Genomic DNA, 14411 nt, shown 5'->3' on the forward strand with positions numbered 1-14411 from the left:
CGGTGCTCAGGGCCTGGGTAAGAGCTTGTGCAGCATGAACTGGTGGGCCGGCGAGAATAGCCGATTGAATGTCAGCAGTACCGCGCAAACCGTGCCGAGCGCCGATGCCGCGGCGATCAGGAACATGATCACGATCTGGTAGCGCACGGCCTCGGCCGGGCTTTGCCCGGCAAGGATCTGGCCGGTCATCATGCCCGGGAGGCTGACGATGCCAACCACCGTCATCTGGTTCAGGGTTGGCATCATGCCGGCCTTCACCGCCTGTGCGGCGGCGGCCCGGGCGGCCTCCCAGCGGGTCCCGCCCAAGGCCAGGATCATCTCCACCACGGCGCGGGTGCTGCCGAGTTCACGGGTCATGCGGTCGATGCCCAGGGACACCGCTGTCAGGGTGTTGCCGAGGATCATGCCGAGGATCGGAATGGCGTACTGGGGTTCGTACCAGGGGCGGATCCGCAGCACCACGAACAGGCCGACGGCCGTGACCAGCCAGGAGCTCAGCCAGACCGAAACGACGCTGTCGGTGAGCAGGCCGTGATGGCGATGTTTGCCTCGCCCGGCGGCCGCGTGCCCTGCGACCAGGGTCATGGCCAGGACCAAGGGCAGCACTACATACCATTGGGCAAAGTGGAACACCCAACCCAGCACGTAGCCAATGGCCAGGAGCTGGACCACGGTGCGCACGGCTGCCAGAAGCAACTGGCGCTCCAGCTGTAGTTTCAACAACAGCGATAGCACGCCGTTGATCAGTATCAGCGTCGAGGCGATCGCCAGATCGGCATAGGACAGGCTCTGGTAGTTCATGTGCGGTACTCGGCAAGCAGGGTGCCTTGTTGCAGGGTCAGCTGGCGGCTACTCATTCTTTGCGCCTGCGCGTGATCATGCGAGACCCAGACGTAGGCACGCTGCTGGTTCGCGGCATTGAACCAGTTCATCACCAAGGTTTCCACGGCCGCCGCCGACTGCGGATCCAGGGCGGACGTGGGTTCATCGAACAGGATGACTTGCGGCTGCATGAGCAGCACGCGGATCAAGGCAACGATCTGCGCTTCTCCGCCCGACAGGTCGCTGGCCGCTTTGTCGACGAAAGCTTTCGGCTTGCCAGCCAGGCCCAGCAGCTGATTCGCCGCGTCAATGTCGAAGGTGCGCGGGCGCAGGGCTTTCAAGGTGAAAGGCAACTGCAGATTGTCCCTGACGCTGCCGTCCACCAAGGCAGGGCGTTGGGCCAGGTAGCACACGCATGAACGGTAGCGGGTGATCGCATGGGCCGTGACGGGGCTGCCCATCCAGATGATCTCGCCGCTGCTGGGCGAGTCGAGCAGCGCCAGCAAGCGCAGGAACACGCTTTTGCCCGCGCCAGATTGGCCGCTGATTGCCACGCGATCACCGGCGCACAGGCTGAAGTCGGCAGGTGCAAGCAAGGGCGCCTGCCCGGTGGCATTGGTTCGCCCCAGCTGCCTGGCTTCTACCAGCGCGGGCATGCGCTCGGAGGGGGAAGGGCGTGACGACACCAGGCGGCCTCGCGAGAGTGTTGGGTGAGCGAGGCAGTGTGTCAGAGCCCGCTATCGACAACCAGCGTCGCTGCTCAGGCCCACCTAAGTTTTCATCCGTAAGGTCCCTCCCTGAAACCACAACCGGATCCGAGGAGGGAGCCGCGATGAACGCAACGAGCTCAAGTTGGCTCAACAAAGTCCCGGAAGTGACGCTGTCCTTCTGGATCATCAAGATCTTCCAAACGGGTTGCAAGGCAATGAGAGCGTTGTCGCTAATGCACTGATATGCGGCGCCAAGTGTAACTAGATGTATGCGGATAAATTTATGTAACTTGATATGTGAAATATAAAGTTACTTGGCGTAAATTTTGTAAATGCACTTTGTTCAATAAATTATCGCAAATAGGATTGCGCATCATTTCATAGGTGATGGCAATCAAATGGCAAGCACTCCAACAACCCGCCGCGCGGAATCCCCACATCTCTATACGGCCCTCGGCCTGGCCCTGGCATCCTGTTCGACCGCGAGCCTGGCGCAAACCGCCGATGCCGGCAAAACCAAGCCGGGCTCGATCCTTGAACTGGATGCGACCGATGTAAAAGGTGTTCATCAGGCCGAGACGTTCAAAGTGGATGAAATGTCTTCGCCGAAGTTCACCGCTCCGCTGCGCGAAGTGCCCAAGTCGATCACCATCATCAACGAAGCCTTGATCAAGGAGCGCGGCGCCACCTCGCTGACCGACGTGCTGCGTACCACCCCAGGCATTACCCTGGGCGCAGGCGAGGGCGGCACGCCACTGGGCGACCGGCCGTTCATTCGCGGGTTCGAAGCCAGTACCGATATCCAGATCGACGGCCTGCGCGACCTTGGCCGCATGTCCCACGAGGCGTTCAACGTGGAGTCGGTCGAGATCGTCAAAGGGCCGGGTTCGGCCTACAACGGCCGGGGCTCCACGGGCGGCTCGATCAACCTCGTGAGCAAGGCCGCCAAGGCCGAGGACTTCATCGCCGGCAGCGTCACGATGGGTACCGACCAACTCTGGCGCAATACCCTGGACATCAACCAGTACCTGCCCGAGCAGGACCTGGCGTTTCGCCTGAACGCCATGAAGCACGAAGCCGATACCCCCGGCCGCGATGACGTCGAGGTCAAGCGCTGGGGCATCGCCCCGACCATTACCTGGGGCCTGCAGGGCCCGACGCGGGTGACGGCCAGCTACTACCACCTGGAAACCGATGACATTCCCGATCAGGGCCATCCGATCTCGTTGATCACCAACAAGCCTGCGGATGTCGACCGGGACAACTTCTACGGGCTGGTTGACCGAGATTTTCGCAAGACTTCCGCCGACCTGGCCACGCTGCTGATCGAACATGAGTTCAGCCCGCAGCTGACCGTGCGCAACACCCTGCGCGGCGGGCGCAGCATGCAGAACTACGTGATGAGCCGCCCGGTGTTCGCCAACGTCGCGCAGGAGCAGAACGGTCTGGTAGGCCGGGGTTTCCGCCCACGCAACGTGGTCAACACCTCGGTGCTCAACCAGACCGACCTGTTCGGCACCTTCCACACCGGTGGCATCAAGCACAGCTATTCCGCCGGCCTGGAAGTCAGCCGCGAGACCATCACCGACAAGGACAAGCACGCTGGCAACAACGGTCGCCCGGGTAACCTGTACAACCCTAACCCGCACGACGGTGGCTGGACCTTGCTGCCGGGTACCGGGGAAGTCACCAGCAAGTACCAGACCGAGGTCAAGTCGCTGTACGCCTTCGACACCCTCGCGCTGCATGAACAGTGGGACCTGAACCTGGGGCTGCGCTACGACGACTACGACGTCAAGAACCGGGTCGAGGGCGGCGCCTCGTCGTCGAGCGAGCTGTGGAATTACCAGGTGGGCGTGGTGTTCAAGCCAATGCCCAACGGCAGCATCTACCTGTCCTACGGCACCTCGTCCAACCCCTCGGGCGAGAACACCCAGTCCGGCGGCGCCGACGGTGCCGGGGCCGGCAACCTCAATGGCAACAAGGCCAACCTCGACCCGGAAAAGTCACGCAGCGTCGAGCTGGGGACCAAGTGGGATGTGTTCAACCAACAGCTGTCGCTGACCGCCGCGGTGTTCCGCACCGAGAAAACCAATGCGCGGGTGACCGACCCTATCAGTGGGCTGGTGGTCCTGGACGGCGACCAGCGCGTGACCGGCATCGAGTTCGGCGTCACCGGCCGCATCACCGACGCCTGGGCGGTCTGGGGCGGCTACACCTACCTGGATGCCGAAGTGGTGAAGTCGGGCGACGATGGCAACAACGACGGCAACCGCTCCAAGTTCATTGCGCCGAACAGCTTCAGCCTGTGGTCGTCCTATGACCTGACCGACCGCTGGACCGTGGGCGCGGGGGCCAACTACATGGACCAGCGTTACATGAACGATGCCAACACCGTCAGCATCGACGACTACTGGCGCTACGACGCGATGGTGGCCTACAAGGTCAACAAGAACCTCGACCTGCAGTTGAACGTGCTCAACCTGACCGACGAGACCATCTACGATGCCTCGCACGTTGGCCTATTCGCCACGGTCGCACCGGGGCGTTCGGCGGAGCTGACGGCCAACTTCAGGTTCTGACCGCTGCTGCGTCGGTAGCTATCAGCCCAAGGCGCCCGGTTGCAATCAACCTGGCGCCTTTTGTTTAGGGGCCTTGCTTTGCGGTCGGGGTGTAACTTAGCATTGCTAACAATTCTCAGTTACACAAAAAGAATCGCCCCATGAGCGAAGCCCAGCCCGTGCAAACCCCTCGACTGTCTGCTGTCGAAGCGCTCTACAGCGACCATCACGGGTGGTTGTACAACCGCTTGCGGCGGCGCTTGGGCAATGCGATGGATGCGGCTGATCTGGCGCATGACACCTTCGCGCGCATACTCGCGTCGAAGGTCACGGTGTTCAATGAGCCCCGTGCCTATTTGAATTGCGTCGCCGGTGGCATCCTCGCCAACTGGTGCAAGCGCAAGTCGCTTGAACGTGCCTACCTGGCGGCGCTGGAGCAGCTGCCAGCCCCCGAGGCGCCGTCGCCGGAAACGCGCCTGCTGATCCTCGAAACCCTGCATGAAATCGATGCGATGCTCGACAGCTTGCCGGCACTGGTCAGGCGGGCGTTCCTGCTGTCGCAGCTGGCCGGGATGAAGTACGAGGACATCGCCGAGCAGCTCGGCGTTTCGCTGATCACCGTCAAGCGCTACATGAAGCAGGCGTTTCTCCAGTGCCTGAAGCTGGTTGACTGAGTGAGCGTCGATCACCCCCACATCGAGCCTGACCCCGAAGCACTGGCGGAGGCCGCCGAGTGGCTGATGTGCCTGAGCGACAGCGAGGTCACGCCAGGGCAGCAGGCCCAATGGGCGGCCTGGCGCAACAGCAGCGCCGAGCGTGCCCAGGCCTGGGCGCGTGCCGAACTGCTGATGGGCAAGCTGGGTGGCTTGCCGCCGGCACTGTCGCTGTCGGCGCTGGATCGCCCCAGTGATCCGGGCCGGCGCCAGGCGATCACCCGCCTGGCCGTCCTGCTGGCCCTGGCTCCCGCAAGCTGGGCAGGTTGGCAGATGTACGGGCAAGGATGGGCCGCGGACTATCGCTCGGCGGTTGGCCAGCGCCGCGATGTCACGCTTGCCGACGGTACCCAGCTGATCCTCAACACCGACACTGCGATTGACGTGCGCTTCGATGCCAACGAGCGTTTCATCCGTCTGTACCGCGGCGAGATCCTGGTGCAGACCGCGCCGGATATCGTCGTCCCCTCGCGGCCACTGCGGGTAGGGACCGGGGAGGGGGTGATGCAGGCTTTGGGCACACGGTTCACCGTGCGTGAACGGCAAGGGCGCACCTATCTTGCGGTGCTTGAAGGGGCTGTGCGGGTGCAGCCCGCCAGCGCCAGGCAGGCGCAGGGCCGGGTCGTGGCGGCTGGCGAGCAGGCCGATTTCGATGGCCAGGGCGTCGGCCCGAACCAGGCGCTGGACAGCGCCGGCACGCTCTGGACCCAGGGCATGCTGCTGGCGGACAACATGCGCTTGGACGAGCTGCTGGGTGAGTTGGCGCGCTACCAGCGTGGGTTCATTCGCTGTGATCGGCAGAGCGCAGGCTTGCGGGTGTCGGGGGCGTTTCCGATCAGCGACAGGCGCCGCACGTTGGGGATGTTGCAGGCGACTTATGGGCTGGAGGTCGAGGAGCGCATGGGTGGGTATTGGACGCTGGTTTCTGCGCGGTAGGGTGGTGGGGTTGCAAGGTGTTCGCCTTGAGATGTTCTGCGCCTAGGAGATCGAGCGCCGCGCGGGCGGCGCTCGATCTCCTAGGCGGCGCAAACCTCCGGTCATACCCAGGGGCCTCCAACACACAAAGGAATGTGCTTCAAAACCACCCCGCAAAATTTATTCAACCCAAGCTGATACTTTTCCCCATCTCGATTGGCAACAGGAGTGAACCCTCTCCTTATCCGGTCACAAGGACCCTCCTGTCATGCCTGTTGCAAGCCGTCCCCACGCCGAGCGTGCGCTCGCCACCGCAGTCCGTAACGCCCTGATCAGCCTGGCCTTGGTGGCCAGCGCCGCAGGCACCGAGGTGGCACTCGCGCAACCCGAAAGCGTCGTGGCCACCCAGGCCTACGCCATCAGCCCCGGCCCGTTGGGCCGCGTGCTGTCCAGCTTTGCCGTGGCCTCGCAGATCGCCTTGTCTTTCGAGCCGGCGCTGACCGACGGTTTGCACAGCGCAGGCCTCAACGGCAGCTACTCGCTACGGGACGGTGCCGCCCGCTTGCTGGCCGGCAGCGGCCTTGAGCTGGTGGCCCTGGGCAACGGCAACTACACCCTGGCCAAGCTGGCGCAGCAAGGCGATGGCCTGACGCTCGCCGCCACCAACATCGAAGCCGACAGCCTGCGCCACGATAACTTGCCGGAAGCCTTTGCCGGCGGCCAGGTGGCCCGCGGCGGGCGGCTGGGGATGCTGGGCAACAAGGACGTGATGGACACTCCCTTCAGCGTTACCAGCTACACCGCCAAGATCCTGGCCGACCTGCAGACGGTGACCGTGGCCGATGCGCTGGAGCGCGACCCGTCGGTGCGCTCCACCGGGCAGACCGGCGGCATTGTCGACTCGTTCTTCATCCGTGGCTTTCCGGTGGGCGAGGGCAACCTGGGTGAGCTGGCCTTTGATGGTGTCTACGGCGTTGCGCCCAACTATCGGGTATTCACCGAGTACGCCGAGCGCGTCGAGGTGCTCAAGGGGCCCGGCGCCCTGATGTATGGCATCTCGCCCAACAGCGGTGTCGGCGGGGTGATCAACATCGTGCCCAAGCGCGCCCTGGCCGAGGACCTGACGCGCTTCACCGCCAGCTACAGCTCGGACAGCCAGGCCGGTGGCCACCTCGACATCAGCCGCCGCTTCGGCGAGGACAAACAGTGGGGCGTGCGTTTCAACGGCAGCCTTGCCCAGGGTGACACCGCCATCGACAACCAGCAGCGCGCCCTGGATATCGGCGCCATCGCCCTGGACTACAAAGGCGAGCGCCTGCGCCTGAACCTCGATTTCATCAGCCAGAAAGAAAAATGGGATGCCGCCTCGCGGCCCTTCACCGTGGCACCGGGGATCGACGTGCCGTCGGCCGCCAACGGCCGTACCAACCTGCCCCAGGACTGGGGCTGGTCCAACACCCGTGAGCAATCCGCGTTGCTCGGCGGCGAGTACGACCTGAATGATTCCTTGACCGTGTTTGCCCATGCCGGCGGCGGCAAGGCCGATGTGAAACGCATGTCCGACCAGGTGCCGAGAATCCTCAATGCGGCCGGCGATACCAGCAATATCCCCGGTTACTACAAGTTCAACGTCGACCGCTCCACCGCTGATGTGGGACTGCGCAGCCTGTTTGAAACGGGCCCGGTCAACCACACCGTGACGGTCATGGCCACCCGTTATCAGGACGAGATGTCCCGCGGCATCAACAACGGCACGGCGATCCTGTCGAACATCTACCACCCGGTCGATGTGCCCAAGCAGCACATCAATGCACCGAAGGTCTTGCGCATTTCCGAGTCCGAGCTGAGCGGCCTGGCCGTGACCGACACCCTGGCCGTGCTCGATGACCGGCTGCAGCTGACCCTGGGCGTGCGTCGGCAGGACATCGAATCGCGCAACTACAACGCGGCCGGCGCGGTGTCGTCGCGCTACGACGACAGCGCCAGCACGCCGGTGGTCGGGGTGGTGGTCAAGCCGTGGGAGAACGTCTCGCTCTACTACAACTACGTCGAGGGGCTGAGCAAGGGCGACATCGCGCCGGCCACGGCCGCCAACGCCGGCGAAGCCTTCGCGCCCTACACCAGCAAGCAGCATGAGCTGGGCGTGAAGTTCGAACGCGACAGCTTCATGACCACCTTGGCGCTGTTCCAGATCGAGAAGCCCAGCGGCGAGCTGGGTGCCGGCAACCAGTTCTCGGTACAGGCAGAGCAGCGTAACCGTGGCGTCGAGCTGAGCATGTTCGGCGAAGTCAGCCCGGGCGTGCGCCTGATGGGCGGCGTGACCGCGATGGACGGCAAGCTGACCGACACCGCCACCGCCGCCAACAAAGGCAACAAGCCGGTGGGCGTGCCTGAACTGCAGGCCAACCTGTGGGGCGAGTGGGATACACCGTGGCTGGCAGGCTTCACCCTGACCGGTGGCACCATCTACACCGCCAGCCAGTACATCAACCAGGCCAACACCCAGGAGCTCGACGCCTGGACCCGCTTCGATGTCGGTGGCCGCTACACCACCCGTATCGACGGGCGCCCGACGACGTTCCGGGCGACGGTGCAGAATGTGTTCGACCGTGAATACTGGTCCGGCGTCGCGTCCTATGGCGCGATCTCGCCCGGTTACCCGCGCACCTTGCAGCTATCCGCCACGGTGGATTTCTGACCCTGAGTCGAGGTGGTCTCAGGGCTTGTCGAACCTGTAGAACAGGTTCGGCTCGCTGACCACGTACAGGTTGCCATCGCTGTCCATCGTGATGCCTTCCGGCTGCGGTGCATCCTGGGCCAGGCCACCGAACGCCGCGCGTAACGAGCGGATGCTGACGAAGCGTCCATCGCCGTCGAGCTCGGTGATGTTCTTCGACTGGTCACTGAGCACCAGCAGGTGGCCAGTGACGGGGTCGTAGTAGCCGTCGGCCAGGTCGGTGGCGAACACGCTGCGCTTGACCCAGCTGCGACGGTCGCTGACGGTGATCTGCAGTGGCCCGCCGTTCAGCGTCGTGAGCAGGCCGCTGACCTCGAACAGCTGGCGCGGCTCACGCTCCTTGATGGCGTACAGGCGGTCGTGACCGACGTCATAGGTGACGCCCTCGAAGCCCTTGTTACGAAGGGTCGGGTTGATGTTCAGGGTAATCCACTGGGCCTGACTGGCATTGATCGGCTGAGGGCGGTCGGGCAGGGTGATCACGTCAAGCCGTTGCAGGGTTTCGTCGGCGATCGCCAGGCGGCCGTTGCCCAGGTAAGTGAGGCCTTCGGTGTCCTTGAAACCCACCAACGGATAACGGGCCTGGATGTCACCGCTCTTGCTCAGCTCCAGGAGTTCCATGGGCGCACCGTTGGTGATGGCCAGCAGCCGGTCGCGGTCATGGTCATAAGTGATGCCGGACAGGTTGTTCAGGCCCTGTTCCACCACCTTGGCATCGATAGCGACCCGGAAGGCCGGCAGCCAGACGTTCTGCCCTGGCGCCGGGTCGCCGGTCCAGTGGTTGCTCAGGTGGGCGTAGACCTGCTGGGGCCAGAACGAACGTGCGGCCTCGATACAGGTCAGGCTGATGCCCGCCAGCAGCGTCAGACCGCCGACCTGGCTCAGGCGGTTCAAGCGTTTGAACCAATGCCGGCGTTGTACCGGCAGGGTCTGGGCGGTCATTTGCGGGGGCTCTCCTGCGCGGTTTGCAGATTCCCGGGCATGGCGCCCCAGGCAAATTGGTAGACCTGTTTGGGCGGGGGCGGCTGGCATTGGCCGGTGTCGGCATCGGCACCCACCACATACCACGCGGCGCGCGAGGTATCGCCCAGCTTGCGCGCCTTGTCGGCGCTGAAGCAGCGGCCCAGCTCGGTCGCCGGCAGCAGGGCGAACGCAGCGGGGTGCTGGCGCAACCAATAGACGGCCGTGTCCGCGGAGGAGTGGTTGGCGAAACCGAAGTGCACGATCGGCTGGCGGGCGAACAGCCAGTGCCCCTCGCGCCAGTTGACCAGTACCAGTTCGGCGCCGCCGGTGGCACGGGCGGCATCGACCATCAGGGTTTCGTGGGGGTTGCGGCCCTCCTTGATCGGCTCGACCAGGCCGCGCACGAACCACAGGCAGAACCACACCACGGCGACCAGGGTAAACACCTTGCGCCAGCCCGGCCGGCGCTGGAACCAGCGCTTGAGCAACCAGGGCAGCAAGGGCGCGATGGCCAGCACCAGGCCGGGCAGCGCCGGGAAGATGTAGAGCTTGCGCTTGCCGCTGCTGAGGCTGAAGAACAACAGCACCAGTGCCACCCAGCCGAGCAGCACCAGCAAGCGCCCGTCATGCTTGAGCAGTTGCCGGCGCCAGGCCGGTACCAGCCAGGGCAGGGCCAGCACCAGCGGCAGCCAGTACTTGGGGATGACCTTGGCGAAGAAGTACCAGAACGGCTCGCGGTGGTCCCAGGCATTGGCATAGCGGTTGGCGGTCTGACGCAGCAGGATCTCTTTCAGGTAAGCCAGCTCTGCCGCGCCGCCGCCATGGGCGATGGTCAGCAGCAGTGGCAGCAGCCACACCGCGCAACCGGCCAGCAGCCACAGCAGCCCCAGGCTCCAGCGCCAGCCCTGGCCAGGCATGGCCACCACGCCCCGCCAGCGCCGGTGCACGGCCCAGGCATAGGGCAGCAGCATCAGCGCCGGGACAAAGCCCACACCTTTGCTGATGATGCCCAGGCCCATGGCCGCGCAGCCGGCATAGAACCAGCCCCAGGCCGGGCCCAGCAGCAGGTGGCGAAGCAAACCGTAGAAACCCAGCGCGACCCACAAGGCGAGGAAACTGTCGATCTGCCCGGTGCGCAGGATGCTGTAGCTCTGGTAGGTCGCCAGGAACAGCAAGGCGGCGATGCAACCGATGCGCTTGTTCCACAGGCGTCGGCCCAGGTCGTACAGCACCGCAGTGGTGGTGGCTGCCGAGAGCAGGCCGGGGAGGTACAGGGCGACCTTGGGCAAGCCGGTCAAGGCGCTGAACAAGGCCACGGTCCACATGAACAAGGGCGGTTTGTCGCCGTAGATTTCGCCGGCGCGGTGCGGGATGAACCAGTTGCCGCTCTGCAGCATTTCCAGGGCGACCCCGAGGAAGCGTTCTTCGTCGACGTTCATCGGCTGGCGCCAGCCGATGCCGGCACCGACCAGCAGCAACGCCAGGGCGACCAGCGCCAGGCATTGGGCGCTTGGGGTTGTGAACCTGGGCAAGGGCTATTCCTTCTGCTCTTTGAACCGGGCGATCAACTGCAGGTTGCGCAGGTAGACCAGAAAACCGAAGGCCTGACCGATGATGAACACCGGGTCCTGGCGGTAGATGGCATAGATCAGCAGCAAGGCGCTGCCGAGCATGCTCAGGTACCAGAAGCCCACCGGGATCACGCTGCGGCGTTTGTACTCGCTGTACAGCCACTGCAGCACGAAACGGCCAGTGAACACGGCCTGGCCGGTGAAGCCGAGGATCAGCCAGAGGGTTTCGCGAGTCATCCTTCGAGCTCCTGCGGGTGGGTGCCCAGGCGGGTGCGACGGATCAGCCACCAGACCCCGAACAGGTCGAGAATGCCGACCAGGGCGCGGTCCAGGTTGCCGTACTTGGAGGTGCCGGCGTGACGTGGCCGGTGGTTCACCGGGTGCACCAGCATGCGGCCGTTGTGGCGCAGGATCAGCGCCGGGATGAAGCGGTGCATATGGTCGAAGTAGGGCAGGCGTAGAAACGCCGCGCGCTCGATCAGCTTCAGCCCGCAACCGGTGTCTGGGGTGGCATCCTTGAGCAGGCGGCTGCGCAGGCCGTTGGCGAAGCGCGAAGCCCAGCGTTTGCTGGCGGTGTCGCGGCGGTTGACCCGGTGCCCGGCCACCAGTTTGATGCCACCGGCCAGGTCTTCGCTGGCACGCACCAGCGCGAGCATCCCAGGGATATCCGCCGGGTCGTTCTGGCCGTCGCCATCCAGGGTCGCCAGCCAGCGACCACGGGCCGCCTGGGCGGCGTGCCAGAGCGAAGTGCTCTGGCCCAGGGAGCGTTCATGGTGGAGGATGCGCAGCTGTTCAAAGCCCTGGGTACGCAGCTGCTGCAGCACGACCAGGGTCGGGTCGCTGCTGCCGTCATCCACCACCAGCACCTCGTAGCGCTCGCCTTGCAGGGCGTTGCGGATTTCCGCCAGCAGCGCCGGCAGGTTTTCAGCTTCGTTCTTTGCCGGAATCAGTACCGAAAGGTCGATCTGTTCAGTCATCGGGCCTACCTGTGTTCTTGTTGTGAATGCGTGGTTCAGATCCGGTAGAAGTCCCGGTACCAACTGACGAATTGGCCGACGCCGTGTTCCAGCGAGACCCTGGGGGTGTAGTCGATCCAGTGCGCCAGTGAGCTGATGTCCGCCCAGGTCTCCAGCACGTCGCCGTCCTGGAAGGGCAGGTAATCACGCGTTGCCGGGATGCCCAGGGCCTGTTCCAGACACTCGACGAATTGCAGCAGCCTGACCGGCTGGCCGCGGCCGATGTTGAACAGCTGGCAGGGCGGTTGGCCTGCGGCCGGCAGTGGTGGTTTGCCGCGCAGGCGCTGGATGCTTTCGACGATGTCGTCGATGTAGGTGAAGTCCCGTGCCATCCGGCCGTGGTTGTAGACCTCGATGGGCCGGCCTTCGAGCATGGCCTGGGTGAACTTGAACAGCGCCATGTCCGGGCGGCCCCAGGGGCCGTAGACGGTGAAGAAGCGCAGGCCGGTGGCGGGGATGCGGTACAGGTGCGCGTAGGTGTGCGCCATGAGCTCATTGGCGCGCTTGCTCGCGGCGTACAGCGAGACCGGTTGTTCCACCGGGTCGTCGACGCTGAACGGCAGCTTGGCGTTGGCGCCATACACCGAACTGCTGGAGGCATAGATCAGGTGACTGGTGGGGTGTCGGCGGCAGGCTTCGAGGACGTTGAGAAAACCGATCAGGTTCGCCTGGCCATAGGCCACTGGGTTGTCCAGCGAATAGCGCACCCCGGCCTGGGCCGCCAGGTGGATGACCTCACTGAAGGGCTGCCTGGCAAACAGCTGGAGCAGGGCGTCTGGCTCGGCGATGTCCAGCCGCTGGAAGCGGAAGTTCGGCCAGCGGGCCAGCTGTTGCAGGCGCGCCTGCTTGAGCTCGACGCTGTAATAGCTGTTGAGGTTGTCGATGCCGACCACCTCCAGGCCTTGCTGGCACAGGCGCTGGGCGAGGTGAAAACCGATGAAGCCGGCGACGCCGGTGATCAGTACGGGCATGGCTGCGGCACCTGGCCACGGCCGATGCCGTAGTAAGTCAGGCCGGCGGCGGCCATGTGTTCGGGCTCGAACAGGTTGCGCCCGTCGAACACCACCCGGTCGGCCAACAGCTGCGGCACCTGGTCCAGGTTCAGCACGCGGTAGTCCTGCCACTCGGTGACGATCACCAGCGCATCGGCACCCTGCAGCGCATCGTCCTTGCACGGCACCAGTTGCAGGTCGGCACGCGCGCCGTAATGCCGCTGGATCTCCTCCATGGCCTGCGGGTCGTGGGCCTGCACCCGGGCGCCGGCAGCCCACAGGGCTTCGAGCAGGACCCGGCTGGAGGCCTCGCGAATGTCATTGGTATTGGGTTTGAACGACAGCCCCCACAGCGCGAAGACCTTGCCGCGCAGGCCATCGGGGTAGTGCCGGGCGATCTTGGCGTACAGCCGGTTCTTCTGGCGCGCGTTCACCGACTCGACCGCGCGCAGCAGTTGCGGCTCGAAGCCTTCGGCTTCGGCGCATTTGCTCAGGGCCTGCAGGTCCTTGGGGAAGCACGAGCCGCCAAAACCGCAGCCGGGGTAGATGAAGTCGTAGCCGATGCGCGGGTCCGAGCCGATGCCACGGCGGACCATCTCGATATCCGCGCCCAGGTGCTCGGCCAGGTTGGCCATTTCATTGATGAAGGAGATCTTCGTCGCCAGCATGCAGTTGGCGGCGTACTTGGTCAGCTCGGCGCTGCGCGCATCCATGACCATGAGCTTTTCCCGGTTGCGGCTGAACGGCAGGTACAGTTCGCGCAGCAGCTCAAGCTCGGTCGGCCCGGCGCCACCGATGATGATGCGCTCCGGGCGCATGCAATCGTCGACTGCCGAACCTTCCTTGAGAAACTCCGGGTTGCTGATCACCCGAAAGTGCTCGGCATTGGCCACCGCCTGGCTGATGCGCGCCCTGATGCGGTCGACCGTGCCGACCGGCGCGGTGGACTTGTTGACGATGACCTTGGGGTGATCGGCATGTTCAAGAATATTGTCGACCACCGCGAACACGTGCTTGAGGTCGGCGCTGCCGTCGGCCTGGGGCGGGGTGCCGACCGCGATGAACAGCAAGGGGGCGAAATGGGTCGCCCTGGCGGCGTCGGTGGTGAAACTCAGGCGGCCACAGGCCAGGTTCCGTTTCAACAGTGACGCAAGGCCCGGCTCGTAGAGCGGGCAATGGCCCTGGCTCAAGGTGGCGATCCGCTCGGCGTCAACGTCCATGCACAGCACTGAATGCCCCACTTGGGCCAGGCATGCCGCCTGGACGAGTCCCACATAACCCGTACCGAAAACCGTAACCTTCATCTCGCAGCTCCATGACCGAATCCGGGCAGGCCGTTACCCATGCCGAGGTACCTGGTAAGCAGGCTGAAAAAAAATGTCACAGTCTTGTTTAAGGTTTGTTACCGCTC

13 protein-coding genes are annotated in these 14411 nt (G+C 64.5%); 4 read left to right on the forward strand and 9 right to left on the reverse strand.

Annotated features, from left to right (window positions below; all coding sequences use genetic code 11):
* Positions 1-6 precede the first annotated feature (6 nt).
* The 3 genes from fetB to ABE459_RS15650 all read right to left on the reverse strand — a co-directional run bounded on the left by fetB (position 7) and on the right by ABE459_RS15650 (position 2101).
* The gene (fetB, locus tag ABE459_RS15640; protein WP_323833415.1) at positions 7-801 is read right to left on the reverse strand and encodes an iron export ABC transporter permease subunit FetB; all 795 of its coding nucleotides are present in this window, start codon (positions 799-801) and stop codon (positions 7-9) included.
* Entirely contained in the window at positions 798-1508 is a 711-nt protein-coding gene (locus tag ABE459_RS15645; protein ID WP_323833413.1) for an ATP-binding cassette domain-containing protein, read from the reverse strand. Before ABE459_RS15645 ends, fetB begins: the two co-directional genes overlap by 4 nt.
* Before the next feature lie 305 nt (positions 1509-1813).
* On the reverse strand, positions 1814-2101 hold the full coding sequence (locus tag ABE459_RS15650) for a hypothetical protein (protein WP_323833411.1): 288 nt from the start codon (positions 2099-2101) through the stop codon (positions 1814-1816).
* Between the two features lie 27 nt (positions 2102-2128).
* On the opposite strand from ABE459_RS15650, the gene ABE459_RS15655 reads away from it, so the two are divergent.
* The 4 genes from ABE459_RS15655 (at position 2129) to ABE459_RS15670 (ending at position 8419) form a co-directional block, all read left to right on the forward strand.
* Entirely contained in the window at positions 2129-4114 is a 1986-nt protein-coding gene (locus tag ABE459_RS15655; protein WP_323833408.1) for a TonB-dependent siderophore receptor, read from the forward strand.
* Positions 4115-4254: 140 nt separating this feature from the next.
* Positions 4255-4767 carry a sigma-70 family RNA polymerase sigma factor gene (locus ABE459_RS15660; protein WP_258641763.1) on the forward strand — a complete coding sequence of 171 codons (513 nt, stop codon included), beginning with the start codon at positions 4255-4257 and terminating at the stop codon, positions 4765-4767.
* The gene (locus tag ABE459_RS15665; RefSeq protein ID WP_323833406.1) at positions 4768-5742 is read left to right on the forward strand and encodes a FecR family protein; all 975 of its coding nucleotides are present in this window, start codon (positions 4768-4770) and stop codon (positions 5740-5742) included.
* Between the two features lie 247 nt (positions 5743-5989).
* Positions 5990-8419, forward strand: coding sequence for a TonB-dependent receptor (locus ABE459_RS15670; RefSeq protein WP_323833404.1), 2430 nt, complete (start codon positions 5990-5992; stop codon positions 8417-8419).
* 18 nt (positions 8420-8437) lie between these two features.
* On the opposite strand, the gene ABE459_RS15675 is transcribed toward ABE459_RS15670, so the two are convergent.
* The 6 genes from ABE459_RS15675 to ABE459_RS15700 are packed head-to-tail and all read right to left on the reverse strand — an operon-like array spanning position 8438 to position 14304.
* A complete protein-coding gene (locus ABE459_RS15675; RefSeq protein WP_323833402.1) occupies positions 8438-9400 on the reverse strand; it encodes an SdiA-regulated domain-containing protein in 963 nt (320 codons plus the stop codon).
* The gene (locus tag ABE459_RS15680; RefSeq protein WP_323833400.1) at positions 9397-10953 is read right to left on the reverse strand and encodes a glycosyltransferase family 39 protein; all 1557 of its coding nucleotides are present in this window, start codon (positions 10951-10953) and stop codon (positions 9397-9399) included. Before ABE459_RS15680 ends, ABE459_RS15675 begins: the two co-directional genes overlap by 4 nt.
* A 3-nt stretch (positions 10954-10956) precedes the next feature.
* On the reverse strand, positions 10957-11229 hold the full coding sequence (locus tag ABE459_RS15685) for a lipid-A-disaccharide synthase N-terminal domain-containing protein (RefSeq protein ID WP_110996226.1): 273 nt from the start codon (positions 11227-11229) through the stop codon (positions 10957-10959).
* The gene (locus ABE459_RS15690) at positions 11226-11969 is read right to left on the reverse strand and encodes a glycosyltransferase family 2 protein (protein ID WP_323833398.1); all 744 of its coding nucleotides are present in this window, start codon (positions 11967-11969) and stop codon (positions 11226-11228) included. The genes ABE459_RS15685 and ABE459_RS15690 overlap by 4 nt, the downstream gene beginning before the upstream one ends.
* Before the next feature lie 35 nt (positions 11970-12004).
* The gene (locus ABE459_RS15695; protein ID WP_323833396.1) at positions 12005-12979 is read right to left on the reverse strand and encodes an NAD-dependent epimerase; all 975 of its coding nucleotides are present in this window, start codon (positions 12977-12979) and stop codon (positions 12005-12007) included.
* Positions 12967-14304: a UDP-glucose/GDP-mannose dehydrogenase family protein gene (locus tag ABE459_RS15700; RefSeq protein ID WP_323833394.1), complete on the reverse strand. Its 1338-nt coding sequence runs from the start codon at positions 14302-14304 to the stop codon at positions 12967-12969. The genes ABE459_RS15695 and ABE459_RS15700 overlap by 13 nt, the downstream gene beginning before the upstream one ends.
* Positions 14305-14411: the final 107 nt, after the last annotated feature.

The organism is Pseudomonas sp. TWI923 (assembly GCF_039673365.1).
In the GTDB taxonomy this organism is placed as follows: Bacteria; Pseudomonadota; Gammaproteobacteria; order Pseudomonadales; family Pseudomonadaceae; genus Aquipseudomonas; species Aquipseudomonas sichuanensis.

Excerpts from the sequence above, each read along its gene's own strand:
- ABE459_RS15675 (WP_323833402.1), bottom strand. The coding sequence starts at position 9,400 with ATGACCGCCCAGACCCTGCCGGTACAACGCCGGCATTGGTTCAAACGC.
- ABE459_RS15660 (WP_258641763.1), top strand. The coding sequence starts at position 4,255 with ATGAGCGAAGCCCAGCCCGTGCAAACCCCTCGACTGTCTGCTGTCGAA.
- ABE459_RS15670 (WP_323833404.1), top strand. The coding sequence starts at position 5,990 with ATGCCTGTTGCAAGCCGTCCCCACGCCGAGCGTGCGCTCGCCACCGCA.
- ABE459_RS15695 (WP_323833396.1), bottom strand. The coding sequence starts at position 12,979 with ATGCCCGTACTGATCACCGGCGTCGCCGGCTTCATCGGTTTTCACCTC.
- ABE459_RS15685 (WP_110996226.1), bottom strand. The coding sequence starts at position 11,229 with ATGACTCGCGAAACCCTCTGGCTGATCCTCGGCTTCACCGGCCAGGCC.
- ABE459_RS15650 (WP_323833411.1), bottom strand. The coding sequence starts at position 2,101 with ATGAACACCTTTTACATCGGTCGCATCCAGTTCAAGGATCGAGCCCGG.
- ABE459_RS15655 (WP_323833408.1), top strand. The coding sequence starts at position 2,129 with ATGTCTTCGCCGAAGTTCACCGCTCCGCTGCGCGAAGTGCCCAAGTCG.
- ABE459_RS15700 (WP_323833394.1), bottom strand. The coding sequence starts at position 14,304 with ATGAAGGTTACGGTTTTCGGTACGGGTTATGTGGGACTCGTCCAGGCG.
- ABE459_RS15690 (WP_323833398.1), bottom strand. The coding sequence starts at position 11,969 with ATGACTGAACAGATCGACCTTTCGGTACTGATTCCGGCAAAGAACGAA.
- fetB (WP_323833415.1), bottom strand. The coding sequence starts at position 801 with ATGAACTACCAGAGCCTGTCCTATGCCGATCTGGCGATCGCCTCGACG.